This is a genomic window from Streptomyces sp. NBC_01537, from assembly GCF_045040445.1.
Lineage (GTDB): Bacteria > Actinomycetota > Actinomycetes > Streptomycetales > Streptomycetaceae > Actinacidiphila.
In genome coordinates, this window is record NZ_CP109392.1 from 5,642,059 (window position 1) to 5,657,991 (window position 15,933).

The following is a 15,933-nucleotide window of genomic DNA, read 5'->3' on the forward strand; positions in this document are numbered from 1 at the left end:
GGCGGTGTGCGACGCTAAGCCCGTGAACGAGTCGCAGTCGCCGCAGCCGAAGTCCGACCAGTTTGTCCTGACCCTGTCCTGCCCGGACAAGCAGGGCATCGTGCACGCCGTGTCGAGCTTTCTCTTCATGACCGGGTGCAACATCGAGGACAGCCAGCAGTTCGGGGACCGCGACACGGGCCTGTTCTTCATGCGCGTGCACTTCTCCGCCGAGCCGCCGGTGACCGCCGGGAAACTACGGGCCAGCTTCGCGGCGATCGGTGACTCGTATCACATGGACTGGCAGATCCACCCGGCCGAGCAGCGGATGCGGGTCGTCCTCATGGTCAGCAAGTTCGGGCACTGCCTGAACGATCTGCTGTTCCGGACCCGGATCGGCGCGCTGCCGGTGGAGATCGCAGCGGTGGTCTCCAACCACACGGACTTCGAGGCACTGGTCGGCTCCTACGGTGTTCCCTTCCACCACATCCCGGTGACCAGGGAGAACAAGGCGGAGGCGGAGGCGGAGCTCCTCGCGCTGGTGGAGAAGGAGAACGTCGAGCTGGTCGTGCTCGCCCGCTACATGCAGGTGCTTTCGGACCACCTCTGCAAGGAGCTGTCCGGCAAGATCATCAACATTCACCACTCCTTCCTGCCGAGCTTCAAGGGCGCCAAGCCCTACCACCAGGCGCACGCGCGCGGTGTGAAGCTGATCGGCGCGACCGCGCACTACGTCACCGCCGACCTGGACGAGGGCCCGATCATCGAGCAGGAGGTCGAGCGCGTCGGGCACGACGTCACGCCCGAGCAGCTGGTCGCCGTCGGCCGCGATGTCGAGTGCCAGGCGCTCGCGCGTGCTGTGAAATGGCACAGCGAGCGCCGCGTCCTGCTCAACGGCCGCCGTACGGTCGTCTTCGCCTGAATCGTCAGAGGCGCGACAGGCTCGCCGTCGCGAACAGCACGTCCCGGATGGCCGCCTGGTCGCCGTACGCGCCCGTCGCGATCCGCTCGGGCGCCAGATGGCCGGCGGCGAGCTGGCAGAAGTCCAGCTGGTCGACGGCGATCTCGGCGACGATGTTGTCCTCGGAGGCCACCGCGCCCGGGGAGTCCAGCGAGATGTTCCAGCGGCCGCCGCCTGAGCCCTCGACATGCAGATGCAGTGCGCGCCCGGGTGCGCCCGCCGCGACCAGGCGGGCGGCGGAAGCGGCGAGTCCCGCCCGGCGGCGCTCGGCGATCGCGGTGGGCAGCATGCGCGCGGCGAGGTCGATCATCCGGTTGAGGTGCCGCGGGGCCGGCGGCTTGTACGGGTAGTCCAGCGCGTTGGCGATGTCCTCGGCGTGGATCCAGCACTCGAAGGCCCGGTCTATCAGGGCGTCCCGCGCCGGCAGGGTGAAGTCGACATAGTCGACGGGCAGTCCACCGGTGCCGGAACCGGCGAAGGACAGTGTGCGGACGATGTTGCGGGTCTGGGTGCGCCACTTGTTGCGTACGAAGACCGGCGGGAGTTCCTTGCACAGGTCGATGGCCAGATCGGTGCGGTCCATGGTGGTGCGGGGCTGCGGGCCGGTGCCGAGCGGGTCGTCCAGGCCGAGGGAGATGGCGACGATGCCGTCGACCGCGCCGAGGTGGGCGAGGACGCCGCGCAGGGTGAGCACGCGCTCGCCGCGCGCCCAGAGCAGCTTGACGGGCATGTTCCACTCGGGTTCGCCCAGATCGCCGAGGAAGGCGTCGAGGCGGGCGGCCTCGGCGTCGTAGGGCGCGGCCCACTCGGGGACCGGGATCCGGGCCGGGCGGCGGCCGAGGCAGTTCTCCAGGACCCGGGCGCGCAGCAGCGGATCGAGGTCCAGGGACTCCTCCTGGTGCAGCAGACCGACCGCGTCGCGCAGCCGCAGCGCCTCCTCCGCGCAGGAGGCGCAGTCGGTGAGGTGCACCTCGACCGCGGCGGCCTCGTCGTGCGAGCAGGCGGTCAGCGCCCAGGCGCCGAGCAGGGAGCGCAGCGTGTTGTGGTCGTACGCGGGCAGCTCGGGCAGCTCCGGAATGCCGGGCTCCGGCGGGTGCGGCGGTTCCGGCTGAGGGGGCAGTTCCGGCAGCGAGCCGGCGTCCTCCGCGGCCTCGCGCGGCTGGGGCACCCGCGGCAGCGGGACGCCGCCGTGGGAGGGCGTGCCGCCGTTCTGGGCGGGGCCGTTCACAGCAGCCGTCCGCGGTTGCGCTGCGAGGGGCCGGCGTCGAGCTGCGGCGGGTGGTCCATGGCCGTGGACAGCAACTGCAGCCCCAGCCGCAGCCGGCGCCTGGCCTCGTCCTCGGTGACGCCCAGGTCGGCGGCGGTCTGCCGGTAGTCGAGGCGCTGCCGGTAGGCCCGGTCCAGGGCTTCGCGCAACGGCGTGGGCATCGAGGTGACGATGTAGTCCGCGCGTGCGGCCGCGGACGCCTCCCGGACCCTGGCCTCGACCTCTTCCGGTGTCTCCTCGCCGGTGTTCTGGGCCTGCCGCAGCCGGTGGACGGCCTGCCGCTGGGTGAGGCCGGCGATCCAGGAGCGCAGCGAGCCGTGCTTGGGGTCGTAGGCGTCCGGGTTCTCCCAGATGTACCCGAACACCTCGCGGGTGATCTGCGCGGCCGCGTGCTCGTCGTCCATCACGCGATGTGCCAGGTTGTGCACGAGCGAGGCGAAGCGGTCGTAGAGCTCACCCAGCGCGGCCTCCTCGCCGCGTGCCAGGCGCTGCTGCATCTTCCGGTCCCAGCGGGGTGGTGCGGGTGTCACCATGCGGCCGTCCCCTCGTCTGCCTCAGATCGAATGTAACCGTCGGTTCCGACGGCGTACGCCCCTTTGCGGCAACATGCTGCCGATGAGGACCGGTTTTGGTAATGCGTTATCCGGGTGTGACCGGAAGATTGCGAGAAGCGTCCGTGGGCAGGGCATAAGGTCGGTGGACCCACTGCCGGACGAAAGGCCCAAGACAGTGGCGCTGAAAGTGACGCAGGCCGAACGGGACGGCTGGGCGATCGTGTCGGTGTCGGGAGAGATGGACCTCGTGACCTCGCCCGCCGTCCGGCAACACGTGCACGACGCGGTGGCCGACGGTCGCCGTGACATCGTTCTCGACCTCGCGGACGTGCAGTTCTGCGACTCCAGCGGCGTCGGTGTGCTCATCGCCGCCCGCCGCCTCATGCGCTCCTGCGCCGGCCGGCTGCGGCTGATCCTTCCGGCGGACGGCGGTTCGGACGGCTCCCACGTCAACCGGGTCCTGTCGGCCCTGGGCGTGCGGCGCCTGTTCGAGGTCTTCCCCGACCTCGTGGCGGCGACGGACGACACGGCGAGCCCGTTGTCGGCCTAGGAGTCAGCGGGGGCGGGACCCAGCGTGGTCGTGCCGACGGCGGCGCGGTGGCCGAGGCCGGTCCGGTATGCGTCAAGTGCGGCTTCCACGCGCCCTGTACGGCGCAGCAGATCGCCGAGCAGCCTGCAGATGTCGGCCAGGTCCCCTGCGGCGCCGGCGCGTTCCAGCAGGGCCAGCGCCGATACGTAGTGTTCCTCGGCGGCCTCGTTGTCGCCGCGCTCCTCCGCCATGAGCCCGAGCAGCCGGTGCGCCCCGCCGGCGTGGACGGCGCCGCGATAGGCGGTCAGCTGGTCCAGCAGGGCCAGCAGCAGGCGCTCCGCCTCGGGGCCCTTGCCCCGGCGGCGCAGTACGTCGGCGAGCTCGACCTCGACCTGGACGGTGAACAGCACCGCGTTGCCCGCCGCGAGCATGTCGCGGGCGGTGCGCAGTTCGCGTTCGGCCTGCTCCAGGTCGCCGTCCTGGGCGTGGACGTAACCGCGCATCCAGTGAACGTGGGCCAGGTCGGTGTGCAGGTCGAGGCGGTGGAAGATCTCCTGGGCCCTGGCGAGGGAGGCCTCGGCCTCCTCGGTGCGGCCGGCGACGATGAGGGTGCGGGCGATGCTGCGGTGCATCAGCGCGATGAGCGCCGGATCGGTGGCGCTGGGGGCGAGGTTGAGGGCCTGCTCGGCGGCGCGCGCGGCACGGGTGTAGGCGCCGAGGTCGGTGTAGGGACCGATCGTCGCCACGTGCAGCAGGAGCAGTGCGTCGGGGTCGGGCGGGGAGTCGACCTCCAGCCGGCCGATGGCCTGTTCCAGCAGGTGGGAGGCGTAGCGCACCTCGCCGGCCAGCAGATGGGAGAGCGCCCGGCCGCGTACGGCTGCGGCGCGCTGTGCGACGGGACCGTCCGCGAGCTGTTCCTCGGCGGCGGTGAAGTGCTTACGGGCGTCGGTCAGTTCCCCGGCGTCCAGCGCCGCCTCGCCGAGCCGTAGGAGGGTGAGGCCCTGCTGAGCCGTGGCCTCCGCCCCCGCTTCCGCTTCCGCCCCCGCCCCCGCATTCGCGTCTGCGGATATCTCCGTCACGGTGCTCGCCCCCTCCGGGCGGCCGGATCCGACCGCGTATGCGACAGGAGGCTACCGCCGCCGTGTTGCGGGCGGGGGCGGTCAAACCTCGGCCTCGGTCAGCTTTTCGCAAAGCGTTCGCGGAGCTTGTACTTCAGTACTTTGCGCAGGGTCTCGTTGCGCGGCAGCGCGTCGACGGTCTCCAGCTGCTCGGGCAGTTTCTGGGTGGCCAGGCCGGCCTCGCGCAGATACGCGGTGATGTCGGCGAGGGCGAGCCGCTCGGCGCCGGCGGGCTGTTCGATGACGGCGCAGACACGTTCCCCGCGCTCGGGATCGGGCAGGCCGATGACGGCGGCGTCGGCGACGCCGGGGTGGGCGTAGAGGAGTTCCTCGATCTCCTTGGCGGAGATGTTCTCGCCCTTGCGGATGATGATGTCCTTCAGCCGGCCGGTGAGGACGAGATAGCCGTCGTCGGTCAGCCGGCCGAGGTCGCCGGTACGGAGCCAGCCCTCGGCGTCGAAGGACTCCGCGGTCAGGAGCGGGTCGGTGTAGCCCTGGCAGACGGCCTCGCCGCGCAGCCGCACCTCGCCGTCGACGATGCGTATCTCCATGGACGCGGGCGGGCGGCCCTCGGTGGTGGCGAGGCGTTCCTCGGGGTCGCGGGGCGAGCCCATGGTGATCATGGGGGCCTCGGTCATGCCGTAGCCGTGGGTGAGCCGGCAGCCGAGCTCGTGGACCACCTCCTTGTACAGCTCCGGCGGCTTGGGGGCGCCGCCGCCGGAGAGCAGCCGCAGTGTGGGGATCAGCTTCTCGCCGGGGGGCTGCTTGCGCTGCTCGGCGAGAAAGAGGGAGTAGAAGGCGGTGCTGCCGCCAGCCATGGTGACGCCGTGTCTGCGGTACGCCGCCAGACTGCCGGGGAGCGCGAACTGCTCCAGGAGCAGTGCCGGGAAGCCGTAGAGCAGCAGCATGACGAGATAGTCGGGGCCGCCGATGTGGGCGTAGGGAAAGGCGATCGAGCCCACGTCGTCGGCGCGCATCTCCAGGGCGTGGGCGAGGCATGAGCCGCCCGCGATGAGGCTGCGGTCGGTGTGGAGCACACCCTTGGGCTCGGAGGTGGTGCCGGAGGTCCAGTAGATCCAGCGCACAGCGGTGCCGTCGGCGGGCGGGTCGGGCAGGACGGCGGGGTCGCCCTCCGGGAGTTCGTCGTAGGCGGTGAGCAGCAGCGGGGGCTCGGCGAGACCGGCGGAGAGCCGGCGGGCCATGGCGGTGAAGTCGAAGCCGCGCCACTCGCCCGGCACCGCGAAGAACTCCGCCCGGGTCCGGCTGATGATGTGGCCGACCTCGCGGTCCCGGTAGATGGGGATGACGGGCGTCTGCACGGCTCCGAGGCGGGCGAGCGCGGCGGACAGCACGACCGACTCGATCCGGGTCGGCAGCTGCCAGGCGAACTTCGATCCGGGCCGCACCCCCAGCCCGTACAGCCCCGCCGCCACCCGCTCGGCGCGCCGCGCCAGCTCACCGAAGGTCAGCCGGCGGTCCTCGGCGGCGGAGCTCCCTTCCAGCAGCGCGGGTGCGTCCGGGCTCGCCGCCGCGCGGCCCGCGATGAGCGCCCAGAGTGTGGGCGAGTCACTCAGGGCCCTGATGGTGTCGTCCACGGGGTGCCTCCCGGCGCATTGAGCTGACGATTAGTCAGATCTGCTCGAACCGGAGCGTAGGCGGCTTCGCCGCGCCGGTCCAGGGTGTGCGCATGGACGGCCGTGCGGGCGGGGCGTACGCTGAATCTGACGGATAGTCAGAAACGGTGGAGAGGCAGATGGAGCCGATGGAACTGCCCCGGATCATCAGCGTCGACGATCATGTGATCGAGCCCGCGCACCTCTTCTCGACCTGGCTGCCGGCCAAGTACCGGGAGCGGGGCCCGCAGCCGCTCACCGCCGGGATCGGCGAGCTCGCGTACGTCGGCGGGAAGTACCAGATCACGATGGACCCGGAAGGGCCGCCGACCGACTGGTGGATCTACGAGGACCTGAAGTTCCCGTACAAGCGGAACATCGCGGCCGTCGGCTTCGACCGGGACGAGATGACCCTGGAGGGCATCACCCGCGAGCAGATGCGGCGCGGCTGCTGGGACCCCAAGGCCCGGCTGGCCGACATGGACCTCAACCATGTCGAGGGCTCGCTCTGCTTCCCGACCTTCCCGCGCTTCTGTGGCCAGACCTTCGCCGAGGCGCACGACAAGGAGGTCGCCCTCGCCTGCGTCCGCGCCTACAACGACTGGATGGTCGAGGAGTGGTGCGGCGACAGCGGCGGCCGGCTGATCCCGCTCTGCCTGATCCCGCTGTGGGACATCGACCTGGCGGTCGCGGAGATCCGCCGCAACGCCGCGCGCGGGGTGCGGGCGGTGACCTTCAGCGAGATTCCGACCTACCTGGGCCTGCCCAGCATCCACTCCGGCTACTGGGACCCCTTCTTCGCGGTCTGCGAGGAGACCGGCACGGTCGTCAACATGCACATCGGCTCGTCCTCGCAGATGCCCGCCGCCTCCCCGGACGCGCCGCCCGCCGTCCAGGCCTCGCTGAGCTTCAACAACGCGATGGCCTCGATGATGGACTTCCTCTTCTCCGGCGTACTGGTGAAGTTCCCCCGACTGAAGCTCGCCTACAGCGAGGGCCAGATGGGCTGGATCCCCTACGCCCTGGAGCGCGCCGACGACGTCTGGGAGGAGCACCGCGCCTGGGGCGGCGTCCGGGACCTCATCCCCGAGCCCCCGTCCACCTACTACTACCGCCAGATGTTCTGCTGCTTCTTCCGCGACAAGCACGGCGTCGCCTCCCTGGACACCGTGGGCCGCGACAACGCGGTCTTCGAGACCGACTACCCGCACGTCGACTCGACCTTCCCGCACACCAAGGAGGTCGCCCTGGACCATGTGAAGGGCCTCGACGACGAGACGGTCTACAAGCTCATGCGCGGCAACGCCATCCGGATGCTCGGGCTGGAGCCGGACCGTTGGACCTGACCTACACGGAAGCCGAGGAGGCCTTCCGGCACGACCTGCGCTCCTGGCTGGCCCGGGTCCTGCCCGCTCTGGCGCCCAAGCCCGACCCGGCGGACTGGCCGGCCCGGCGGGCGTACGACACGGGCTGGCAGCGCATGCTCTACGACGCCGGATACGCCGACCTGCACTGGAACGCCCCACCGACCCGGCGCCTGATCTTCCTGGAGGAGACCGAGCGGGCCGGGGCGCCCTATGTGGGTGCGAACTTCGTCGGGCTGCTGCATGCCGGGCCGACGATCGCCGCCGAGGGGACGGCCGGGCAGCGCGAGCGCTGGCTGCCGGGCGTCCTGCGCGGCGAGGAGGTCTGGTGCCAGGGCTTCAGTGAGCCTGAGGCGGGCTCCGACCTGGCCGCGCTGCGCACGCGCGCGGTGCGGGACGGGGACGACTATGTGGTGAGCGGCAGCAAGATATGGACCTCGCACGCCGAGGTCGCCGACTGGTGCGAGCTCCTGGTGCGGACCGACCCGGACGCCCCCAGGCACCGGGGCATCACCTGGCTCGCGATGCCCATGGACGCCCCCGGGATCACGGTACGCCCGGTGCGCACCCTCGCCGGGACGACGGAGTTCGCCGAGGTCTTCCTGGACGAGGTGCGGGTGCCGGTTGCCAACCGGGTCGGGGCGGAGAACGACGGCTGGCGGGTCACCATGGTCACGCTGTCCTTCGAACGGGGCACGGCCTTCGTCGGTGAGGTCGTGGCCTGTCGCAGGGTGCTGGCAGAGGTCGTGAGCCACGCGAAGGAGACGGGTGCGTGGGACGACGACGCGGTGCTGCGCCGCCGACTCGCCCGGCTCGCGATCGAGTTCGGGGTGCTGTGGCGGCTGATCCAGTGGAATGTCAGCGCGGGCGCGCCGGGAGTGGGCGGCTCGGTGTTCAAGCTGCGCTATTCGCAGGCCCGGCAGGAGCTGTACGACGCGGCGGCCCAGGTCCTCGGGCCGGGGACGGCCGCACTCGACGCGGAGCACCCGTGGATCGCCGACCGGCTCTCGTCGCTCTCGTACACCATCGCCGCAGGCACCTCGCAGATCCAGAAGAACATCATCGCCGAGCGGATCCTCGGCCTGCCGAAGGGGGCATGATCGGCCGTGGACTTCCGGCTCACAGAGGACCAGACGGCCCTGCGGGCGGCGACCAGGGAGCTGCTGGCGCGGCTCTATCCGCCCGAGCGGCTGCGGGAGGACGCCGCCGGCTGCGGGCCGCCCCGGCTGGACCGGGAGCTGTGGCGGGCGCTGGGCGACGCGGGCTTGTTCTCCCTGCGGCTGCCGGAGGCGGAGGGCGGGGTGGGACTCGGGATGCCGGAAGCCGTCCTGGTCTTCGAGGAGGCGGGCCGCGCGCTGCTGCCGGGGCCGCTGGTGGCGACGCATCTGGCCGCCGGGATCGTCCCCGGCGCGGCTGCCGGCGAGGTCGTGGTCACCGTCGTGGACGGGGACGCCGCCGAGTGGCTGGAGGAGGCGGACTGCGTTCTTGAGGGCTTCGGGGAGACCGGGGTCCTCGGCCCGTACCCGGCACAGACCGAGCCGATACGGTCGGTCGATCCGCTCACGCCGCTGCACCGCCTGCCCCACGACGCGGCGGCCGGCAGGGCCGGCCCCGAGGCCGAACTGCTGACCTGCGCCCAGCAGATCGGCAGCGCCGCCCGGACCCTGGATCTGGCAGTGCAACACGCCCGGACCCGAGAGCAGTTCGGGCGGCCCATCGGGTCCTTCCAGGCCGTCAAGCATCTGTGCGCCGACATGCTGGTGCGCCTTGAGATGGCGCGTACGGCGGTCTACGCGGCGGCTGTCACCGGCCTGCCGGAGGAGCACTTCCCGGCGATGCTGCTCGCGCGCGAGGCCGCCGGCCGCAACGCCCGTGACTGCCTTCAGGTCTTCGGCGGAATGGGCTTCACCTGGGAGGCGGAAGTGCATCTGCACATCAAACGGGGATGGGTGCTGGGCGTGCGCGGCCGGTCCGACCGGAGCTATGAGGAGGCCGTCGCGGAGCAGTTGGCGAAGGGCGCCGAATGGACTTTTTGATCCTATTTGCTGGATTTGTCGGAGATAAGTGGTGACCGAGTGCCGACATCGGGTTGTGTCCTAGGTGTGACTCGTCACGCGGTGGAGTCGGGGCCTGCCTCGGGTACGCTCCATCGGGTGCGAGTAGTGGCGAGGCGCGGCATTTGCGTGGCCCTCTTGAAGGAGGCGTCGCACGCGTCGCGCTGTTCGATTCCCTGTGATAAGCCCCGCACAGTATGCAGCACTCATGTCCCTTTGCGCTGGAATATGCCCGAAGCGCTTGTTGGGGTGACCGTAGGTAAATCATGCTGTGTTGCGTCGAGGTCACGCTCGGTGATCGTGGCAAGGCGCGAGGCGATGTGTCCGCCGGTTCGGATGGTGTGAGCGGTGCAGGTCCTTCAGGTTCAGCTTGAAGTGGGTCCCGACCCTGCCGAGGTGGGGCGAGCCCGCAGGTGGGCGCGCTCGCGGCTCATGGGCTCCGGAATAGGGGCCGATGAACCGCTCGCCGAAACGCTGATCCTGCTGATCTCCGAACTGGTCACCAACGCGGTCGTGCACACCGGCTGTCCGGCCGTGCTGCGCATGCTCTTCGGCTCGGACCAGTCCCCGGAGCGTGACACCGTACGGGTCGAGGTCGCCGACACCAGCGACTGCCCGCCCAGGCCGCGGCACGCGGACAACGACGAGACCGGCGGCCGGGGCCTGGAGCTGGTGGACGGGCTCGCCGACCGCTGGGGCTGGGAGCCCGAGGGCGAGGGCAAGCAGATCTGGTGCGAGATCGACCGCGCCGCGGCACTGTCGCCGGCCACCGTGCCGAAACAGCCCGGAGGGCTGCTGTCCCGGCCGGCCTGATCCCGGCCTCCTACGGACTCCAGGAACTCCCCTGGCTCCAAGGGCTCTAGAGAACCGCCACCGGTGCGACCGGGCTGCCCGTGCCGCCGACAAACGGCTCCGGGGTCGCGTCCAGCAGGAATTCGTACCGCCCGGCCTCGGCACAGGCCTCGGACAGCGCCTCCAGATTCCAGTTCTGCCCCTGGAGCATGCCCATCTCGACGAGGTCGAGCGCGTGCACCGGCAGCCACAGGTCCTCGATCTCCGGCGGGAAGATCTCGAAGGTCATGGTGTCGTTGGCGACCGCCGCCACATCGCGGGTATGGAACCACTCCGGCGTGCGCACCGACAGCCCCGGGGACGGGTACGCGTAGGCGTGCTTGTCGCCCGCGAGGCAGATCTGCATCTGCCCGGTGCGGACCAGCACGATGTCGCCGGACCGGACGCTGGTGCCGGCCAGTTCCTCGGCGGCGTCCAGGTCCTCGGGGGTGACGGCGTGGTCACCGGGGAGGCGGCCGGTGCCCCGGGCGCGGGCCACATCGAGCAGTACGCCGCGGGACAGCAGGGTGGTCACCTTCTCGATTCCGCAGAAGGCCGCGCCGCCGTGTGCGGTGATGGAGTCGGCGGGGCGGCCGTTGTAGATCCGCCCCGAGTGCGAGACATGGGTCAGGGCGTCCCAGTGGGTCGCCGCCTGCAGGCCCATGGTGACGGCGTCGTCGCTGGTGGCGACGGTGCCGGGGCCGAACATCTCGTAGTTGAGCATGACCATCGTGTGCATCGGATTGACCCGGCCCGGAATCATCCCGGTCTGCACGCCGTCCTGCTGGAGCGGAAGTGCCAGCGGGATCCGGCGCCCACTGCGGACGGTCTGTGCCGCGGCCCGGACCACGTCGTCGGTGATCAGGTTGAGGGTGCCGATCTCGTCGTCCCCGCCCCAGCGGCCCCAGTTGTTGACGCGTTTGGCGATGTCGTGGAACTCGGCGGGGAGAGCCATCGATGCCTCCTGGTCGTAGGGCTTGTGCTCGGGCGCGTACCTGCTCTTAGAATCTAACGGTCCGTCAGAAACTCTGAGAAGGGGCGGGACCGGACGTGAGCAACTTCCTTGCAGGGAAGGTCGTGGCGGTGACCGGGGCCGGGCGCGGCATCGGGCGCGCGGTGGCCTTGGCGTGCGCGGCCGAGGGCGCGAAAGTCGTCGTCAACGACTACGGCGTCGCCATCGACGGCAGCGAACCGACGAGCGAGGTCGCTGCCGCGGTCGTGAAGGAGATCGAGGCGGCGGGCGGCGAAGCCGTCGCCGTGGCGGACGACGTCGCCACGATGGCGGGCGGCGAGCGGATCGTCTCCACCGCCGTGGAGACCTACGGGCGGATCGACGGCGTCGTCTGCGTCGCGGGCATCCTGCGGGAGCGGATGCTCTTCAACATGGCCGAGGAGGAGTGGGATCCCGTCATCGCCACCCACCTGAAGGGCACCTTCACCGTCTTCCGGGCCGCCAGCGCGGTCATGCGGAAGCAGGGCGCGGGCACGCTCATCGGCTTCACCAGCGGCAACCACCAGGGCAGCGTCTCCCAGGCCAACTACTCCGCGGCCAAGGGCGGCATCATCTCGCTCGTGCGCAGCGCCGCACTGGGCCTGAACCGGTACGGCGTGACCGCGAACTGCGTCGCACCCGTCGCCCGGACCCGGATGTCGGCCAATGTGCCGATGGACCTCACGGAGATCGGCGAGCCCGAGGATGTCGCCGCCATGGTCGTATTCCTGCTCAGCGACGGAGCGGCCGCCATCACCGGGCAGGTCTACACCGTCGCCGGACCCAAGATCGCGGTGTGGGCCCAGCCACGCGAACTGCGGTCCGCCTACGCGGAAGGCGGCTCCTGGACGCCGCAGCGCATCGCGGACTGCCTGCCCGGGACGGTGGGGGCGGATCCCATGCCGATGCTCGCGCAGCTCGAAGCGATGCGGACGGCGGCCTCCCGTGCGTCTCGCACCTCCCGTGCTCCCGGCGCGGCGGAGGAGTGACGTGGACTTCAGCCTCGGCCCGGCGGCCGAGACCTTCCGCGCGGAGGCCCGCGCATGGCTGGCCGAACACCCGGGAGGGACCGGGGGGCAGGAGTGGGAACGGACGCTGGGAGCCGACGGCTGGATCGGCCTGGCCTGGAAGGGCGAGTACGGCAACCGGCATGCCGACCTGGCCCAACAGGTCGCCTGGGGCGAGGAGTACGCCCGGGCGGGCGCCCCGGGCAGGGCGGGTCACATCGGGGAGAACCTGCTCGCGCCCACGCTGGAGACACACGGCAGCTTGGCACAGCAGGACCGCTTCCTGCCGGCGATCGCGCGCGGAGAGGAACTGTGGTGCCAGGGCTACAGCGAGCCGGGGGCGGGCTCGGATCTCGCCGGGATCCGGACCACCGCGGAGCGGGACGGCGACGGCGGTTACCGGGTGACGGGGCAGAAGATCTGGACGTCACTCGCGCACGAGGCCGACTGGTGCTTTGTGCTGGCCAGGACCGATCCGGACTCCCGCCGCCATCACGGACTGAGTCTCCTCCTGGTCCCGATGCGACAGCCCGACCGGATCGAGGTCAGGCCGATCCGCCAGCTGACCGGCACCGCCGAATTCAACGAGGTCTGGTTCGACGGCGCGCACGCCGACGCCGGGCACATCGTCGGCGGAGCGGGCAACGGCTGGCGGGTGGCCATGGCCCTGCTCGGATATGAGCGCGGCGTTTCCACCCTGGTCCAGCAGATCGGATTCGAGCGGGAGCTGAGCGGGGTCGTGGCGCAGGCCGCCGCCTCCGGCGCCACCGGTGACCCCGCTGTGCGCGACCGCATCGTCCGCCAGTGGGCAGAGCTGAAGATGATGCGATGGAACGCCCTGCGCACCCTCGGCACCACTGATCCGGCGGCCCCCAGCGTGGCCAAGCTGCTGTGGGGCGGCTGGCACCAGCGCCTCGGCGAGCTGGCGGTGGCCGTACGCGGGGCGGCGGCGACCGCGGGGCCGGCGGACTGGGCGCAGGAAGCCCCTTATGAACTCGACGAGACGCAGCGGCTGTTGCTCTTCAGCCGCGCCGACACCATCTACGGCGGCTCGGACGAAATCCAGCGCACCATCATCGCCGAGCGGGTGCTCGGCCTCCCGAAGGAGCCCCGAGGATGACCTCGCCGGTGAAGCGTTACGCGCATTGGATCGGCGGACAGTGGCGGCAACCCGCTGAAGCACACTATGCAGTTGTCAATCCGGCCACGGAGCAGACCGTCGGGCACGCCCCCGAAGCGGGCCCGGCGGAGGTGGACGAGGCGGTGCGCGCGGCCCGGGAGGCGTACGGGCAGTGGTCCCGTACGAGCCCGGCGAAGCGTGCGGCGGTCCTGGAAAGGATCGCGGATGTCCTCGTTTCGCGGTCGGCGGATCTCGTACCGCTGCTCCAGTCGGAGACGGGGGCGACGATCCGGGTCGCGTCAAGCATGCAGATTCCTACGGCGGTTGACCGGTTCCGGCGTTATGCGCGCGGCGCGGTCGAACCCGACACCGTCCCGCTGGCGCCGCAGCCCGTCAGGGCCACGCCGCTCGCGGCGGGCGGGCTCGTCGGCGCCGCCGCCGTACGCCGTCCTGTTGGGGTCGTCGGATGCATCACCTCCTACAACTTCCCGATCGTGAATCTTGCGGGCAAGGTCGCGCCCGCGCTGGCCATGGGCAATACGGTCGTCGCCAAGCCGGCTCCGCAGGACCCGCTGACCTGCCTCCTCCTGGGTGAGGTCATGAAGGAGGCAGGTCTGCCCGACGGCGTGTTCAACGTCATCACCGGCTCGGGTGCGACGGCGGGTGAGGCGCTGGTCGCACATCCGGACATCGACATGATCAGCTTCACCGGCTCGACGGCGGTCGGGAAGGCGATCGCGCGGTCGGCCGGCGGGGCGATGAAACGGACCCTGCTGGAACTGGGCGGCAAGGGCGCGGCCATCGTCCTTCAGGACGCGGTCGCGGAAGGGGGCCGGCCGGGCCGGACCCTCAAGGCCGCGATATCTGCTGTCGGTTCGACATGGGCTTTCCATTCCGGTCAGATCTGCACGGCCCCAACACGCGTGCTGGTACACCGTGATCAGTACGAGCTGGTGATCACCACACTTGAACAATACGCTCAGTCACTGACAATCGGGGACCCTGTGGATAACTCCACTGTCGTCGGCCCCCTCATCAGTGCTGCTCAACGCGATCGGGTCGAGGGATTTATCGCCGGAGCCCGCGACCAGGGCGCCCGTATCGTCACCGGCGGTGAACGTCCCGACCTCAAGCCCGGCTACTACGCCGCCCCGACCCTCATCGCCGACGTGACACCGGACATGACCGTCGCCCAGGAGGAGATCTTCGGCCCCGTCGTCGTGGCCATTCCCTACGACACCGAGGACGAGGCCGTCGAGATCGCCAACGGCACGGCATACGGCCTCTACGACTACGTCTTCTCGGCCGACGCCGGCCGCGCCTGGGCCGTCGCCGCCCGCCTGCGCAGCGGAAACGTCGGCATCAACACCGCCCAGCGGCATCCCGAGACGCCCTTCGGCGGCTTCAAGGAGAGCGGAATCGGCCGCGACGGCGGCTCCTTCGGCCTCAGCGTGTACAGCGAACTCCAGGCGGTGGTGTGGTCATGAGAGGCGTGATCTTCGACGGCGCGCAGGCCCAGGTCGTCGACGACCTGGAGATCCGTGGCCCGGGCCCGGGCGAGGTCCTGGTCAGTATCAGGGCCGCGGGCCTGTGCCACAGCGACCTGTCGGTCATCGACGGAACGATTCCCTTCCCCGTCCCCGTCGTGCTCGGCCACGAGGGCGCCGGCATCGTGGAGGGGACCGGCGCCGGGGTCACCCATGTCGCCCCGGGCGACCATGTCGCGCTGTCCACCCTCGCCAACTGCGGCACCTGCACGGACTGCGACCGCGGCCGGCCGACGATGTGCCGCAAGGCGATCGGCCGCCCCGGCAGGCCGTTCACGCGCCGGGGTGAGCCGTTGTTCAACTTCGCGTCCAACTCCGCCTTCGCCGAGCGCACCGTCGTCAAGGCCGTCCAGGCGGTCCGGATCCCCGACGACATCCCCTTCACCTCCGCCGCCCTCATCGGCTGCGGCGTGCTCACCGGCGTCGGCGCCGCCCTCAACCGGGCCAGGGTCGGCCGTGGCGACACCGTGGTCGTCATCGGCACCGGCGGCATCGGGCTCAACGTGCTGCAGGGTGCGCGGCTGGCCGGGGCCGTCCGGATCGTCGCCGTCGAGACCAATCCCGCGAAGGAGGCGGTGGCCAGGCTCTTCGGCGCCACGGATTTCGTGGGCTCGGCCGACGCCGTACGCGAGTTGCTGCCCACCGGCGCGGACCACGTCTTCGAGTGCGTGGGCCGCACCTCGCTCATCCGGCAGGCGATCGACCTGCTCGACCGCCATGGCCAGGCCATCCTGCTGGGCGTCCCGCCCGCCGACGCGGAGGCGTCGTTCCGGGTGTCGTCCATGTACCTCGACAAGGCGATTCTCGGCTGCCGTTACGGCTCCTCGCGCCCGCAGCACGACATCGCGCTCTACGCGGAGCTCTACCGCCGCAAGCAGCTCCTCCTCGACGAGCTCGTCACGGAGACGTATCCCGTCGAAGACTTCGCCAAGGCCGCGGACGACGCCCACCACGGCCGCGTCGCGCGCGGCGTCCTCACCTTCTGAACGGTCACCTTC

At 70.9% G+C, this 15,933-nt stretch carries 15 protein-coding genes; 10 read left to right on the plus strand and 5 right to left on the minus strand.

What is annotated here, in order from left to right:
• Nucleotides 1-22: 22 nt before the first annotated feature.
• Entirely contained in the window at nt 23-901 is an 879-nt protein-coding gene (purU, locus tag OG607_RS26085; protein ID WP_405728137.1) for a formyltetrahydrofolate deformylase, read from the plus strand.
• A 4-nt stretch (nt 902-905) separates the two neighbouring features.
• Here the strand turns inward: purU and OG607_RS26090 are convergent, their stop codons facing one another.
• Both OG607_RS26090 and OG607_RS26095 read right to left on the minus strand, forming a co-directional pair.
• Nucleotides 906-2,168, minus strand: a complete 1,263-nt coding sequence (locus tag OG607_RS26090) for a maleylpyruvate isomerase N-terminal domain-containing protein (RefSeq protein WP_405728140.1) — start codon at nt 2,166-2,168, stop codon at nt 906-908.
• On the minus strand, nt 2,165-2,740 hold the full coding sequence (locus OG607_RS26095) for a sigma-70 family RNA polymerase sigma factor (protein ID WP_405728143.1): 576 nt from the start codon (nt 2,738-2,740) through the stop codon (nt 2,165-2,167). The genes OG607_RS26090 and OG607_RS26095 overlap by 4 nt, the downstream gene beginning before the upstream one ends.
• Before the next feature lie 196 nt (nt 2,741-2,936).
• On the opposite strand from OG607_RS26095, the gene OG607_RS26100 reads away from it, so the two are divergent.
• Nucleotides 2,937-3,311, plus strand: a complete 375-nt coding sequence (locus OG607_RS26100) for an STAS domain-containing protein (protein WP_405728146.1) — start codon at nt 2,937-2,939, stop codon at nt 3,309-3,311.
• Here the strand turns inward: OG607_RS26100 and OG607_RS26105 are convergent.
• The gene (locus OG607_RS26105) at nt 3,308-4,369 is read right to left on the minus strand and encodes a tetratricopeptide repeat protein (protein WP_405728149.1); all 1,062 of its coding nucleotides are present in this window, start codon (nt 4,367-4,369) and stop codon (nt 3,308-3,310) included. The genes OG607_RS26100 and OG607_RS26105 overlap by 4 nt on opposite strands.
• Before the next feature lie 98 nt (nt 4,370-4,467).
• A complete protein-coding gene (locus OG607_RS26110) occupies nt 4,468-6,003 on the minus strand; it encodes a class I adenylate-forming enzyme family protein (RefSeq protein ID WP_405728152.1) in 1,536 nt (511 codons plus the stop codon).
• A gap of 167 nt (nt 6,004-6,170) precedes the next feature.
• Between OG607_RS26110 and OG607_RS26115 the strand changes: the two genes are divergently transcribed.
• From OG607_RS26115 to OG607_RS26130, 4 genes are all read left to right on the plus strand, one after another.
• Nucleotides 6,171-7,367, plus strand: a complete 1,197-nt coding sequence (locus OG607_RS26115; RefSeq protein ID WP_405737052.1) for an amidohydrolase family protein — start codon at nt 6,171-6,173, stop codon at nt 7,365-7,367.
• Entirely contained in the window at nt 7,358-8,485 is a 1,128-nt protein-coding gene (locus OG607_RS26120) for an acyl-CoA dehydrogenase family protein (RefSeq protein WP_405728155.1), read from the plus strand. The genes OG607_RS26115 and OG607_RS26120 overlap by 10 nt, the downstream gene beginning before the upstream one ends.
• Before the next feature lie 6 nt (nt 8,486-8,491).
• Complete coding sequence (locus OG607_RS26125) at nt 8,492-9,421, plus strand: acyl-CoA dehydrogenase family protein (RefSeq protein ID WP_405728158.1); 930 nt, start codon at nt 8,492-8,494, stop codon at nt 9,419-9,421.
• A 366-nt stretch (nt 9,422-9,787) separates the two neighbouring features.
• Nucleotides 9,788-10,252, plus strand: coding sequence for an ATP-binding protein (locus OG607_RS26130; RefSeq protein ID WP_405728160.1), 465 nt, complete (start codon nt 9,788-9,790; stop codon nt 10,250-10,252).
• Between the two features lie 46 nt (nt 10,253-10,298).
• Here OG607_RS26130 and OG607_RS26135 read toward each other — a convergent pair whose 3' ends face one another.
• On the minus strand, nt 10,299-11,225 hold the full coding sequence (locus OG607_RS26135) for a cyclase family protein (RefSeq protein WP_405728163.1): 927 nt from the start codon (nt 11,223-11,225) through the stop codon (nt 10,299-10,301).
• Nucleotides 11,226-11,320: 95 nt separating this feature from the next.
• On the opposite strand from OG607_RS26135, the gene OG607_RS26140 reads away from it, so the two are divergent.
• The 4 genes from OG607_RS26140 to OG607_RS26155 are packed head-to-tail and all read left to right on the plus strand — an operon-like array spanning nt 11,321 to nt 15,921.
• Nucleotides 11,321-12,250: an SDR family oxidoreductase gene (locus tag OG607_RS26140; RefSeq protein WP_405728166.1), complete on the plus strand. Its 930-nt coding sequence runs from the start codon at nt 11,321-11,323 to the stop codon at nt 12,248-12,250.
• Nucleotide 12,251: 1 nt separating this feature from the next.
• On the plus strand, nt 12,252-13,388 hold the full coding sequence (locus tag OG607_RS26145) for an acyl-CoA dehydrogenase family protein (protein WP_405728169.1): 1,137 nt from the start codon (nt 12,252-12,254) through the stop codon (nt 13,386-13,388).
• A complete protein-coding gene (locus OG607_RS26150; protein ID WP_405728172.1) occupies nt 13,385-14,875 on the plus strand; it encodes an aldehyde dehydrogenase family protein in 1,491 nt (496 codons plus the stop codon). The genes OG607_RS26145 and OG607_RS26150 overlap by 4 nt, the downstream gene beginning before the upstream one ends.
• A complete protein-coding gene (locus OG607_RS26155; RefSeq protein ID WP_405728175.1) occupies nt 14,872-15,921 on the plus strand; it encodes a Zn-dependent alcohol dehydrogenase in 1,050 nt (349 codons plus the stop codon). Before OG607_RS26150 ends, OG607_RS26155 begins: the two co-directional genes overlap by 4 nt.
• Nucleotides 15,922-15,933 lie beyond the last annotated feature (12 nt).

Coding starts and splice junctions, on each gene's coding strand:
- OG607_RS26095 (WP_405728143.1), bottom strand. CDS start 2,740: ATGGTGACACCCGCACCACCCCGCTGGGACCGGAAGATGCAGCAGCGC.
- OG607_RS26115 (WP_405737052.1), top strand. CDS start 6,171: ATGGAACTGCCCCGGATCATCAGCGTCGACGATCATGTGATCGAGCCC.
- OG607_RS26135 (WP_405728163.1), bottom strand. CDS start 11,225: ATGGCTCTCCCCGCCGAGTTCCACGACATCGCCAAACGCGTCAACAAC.
- OG607_RS26150 (WP_405728172.1), top strand. CDS start 13,385: ATGACCTCGCCGGTGAAGCGTTACGCGCATTGGATCGGCGGACAGTGG.
- OG607_RS26155 (WP_405728175.1), top strand. CDS start 14,872: ATGAGAGGCGTGATCTTCGACGGCGCGCAGGCCCAGGTCGTCGACGAC.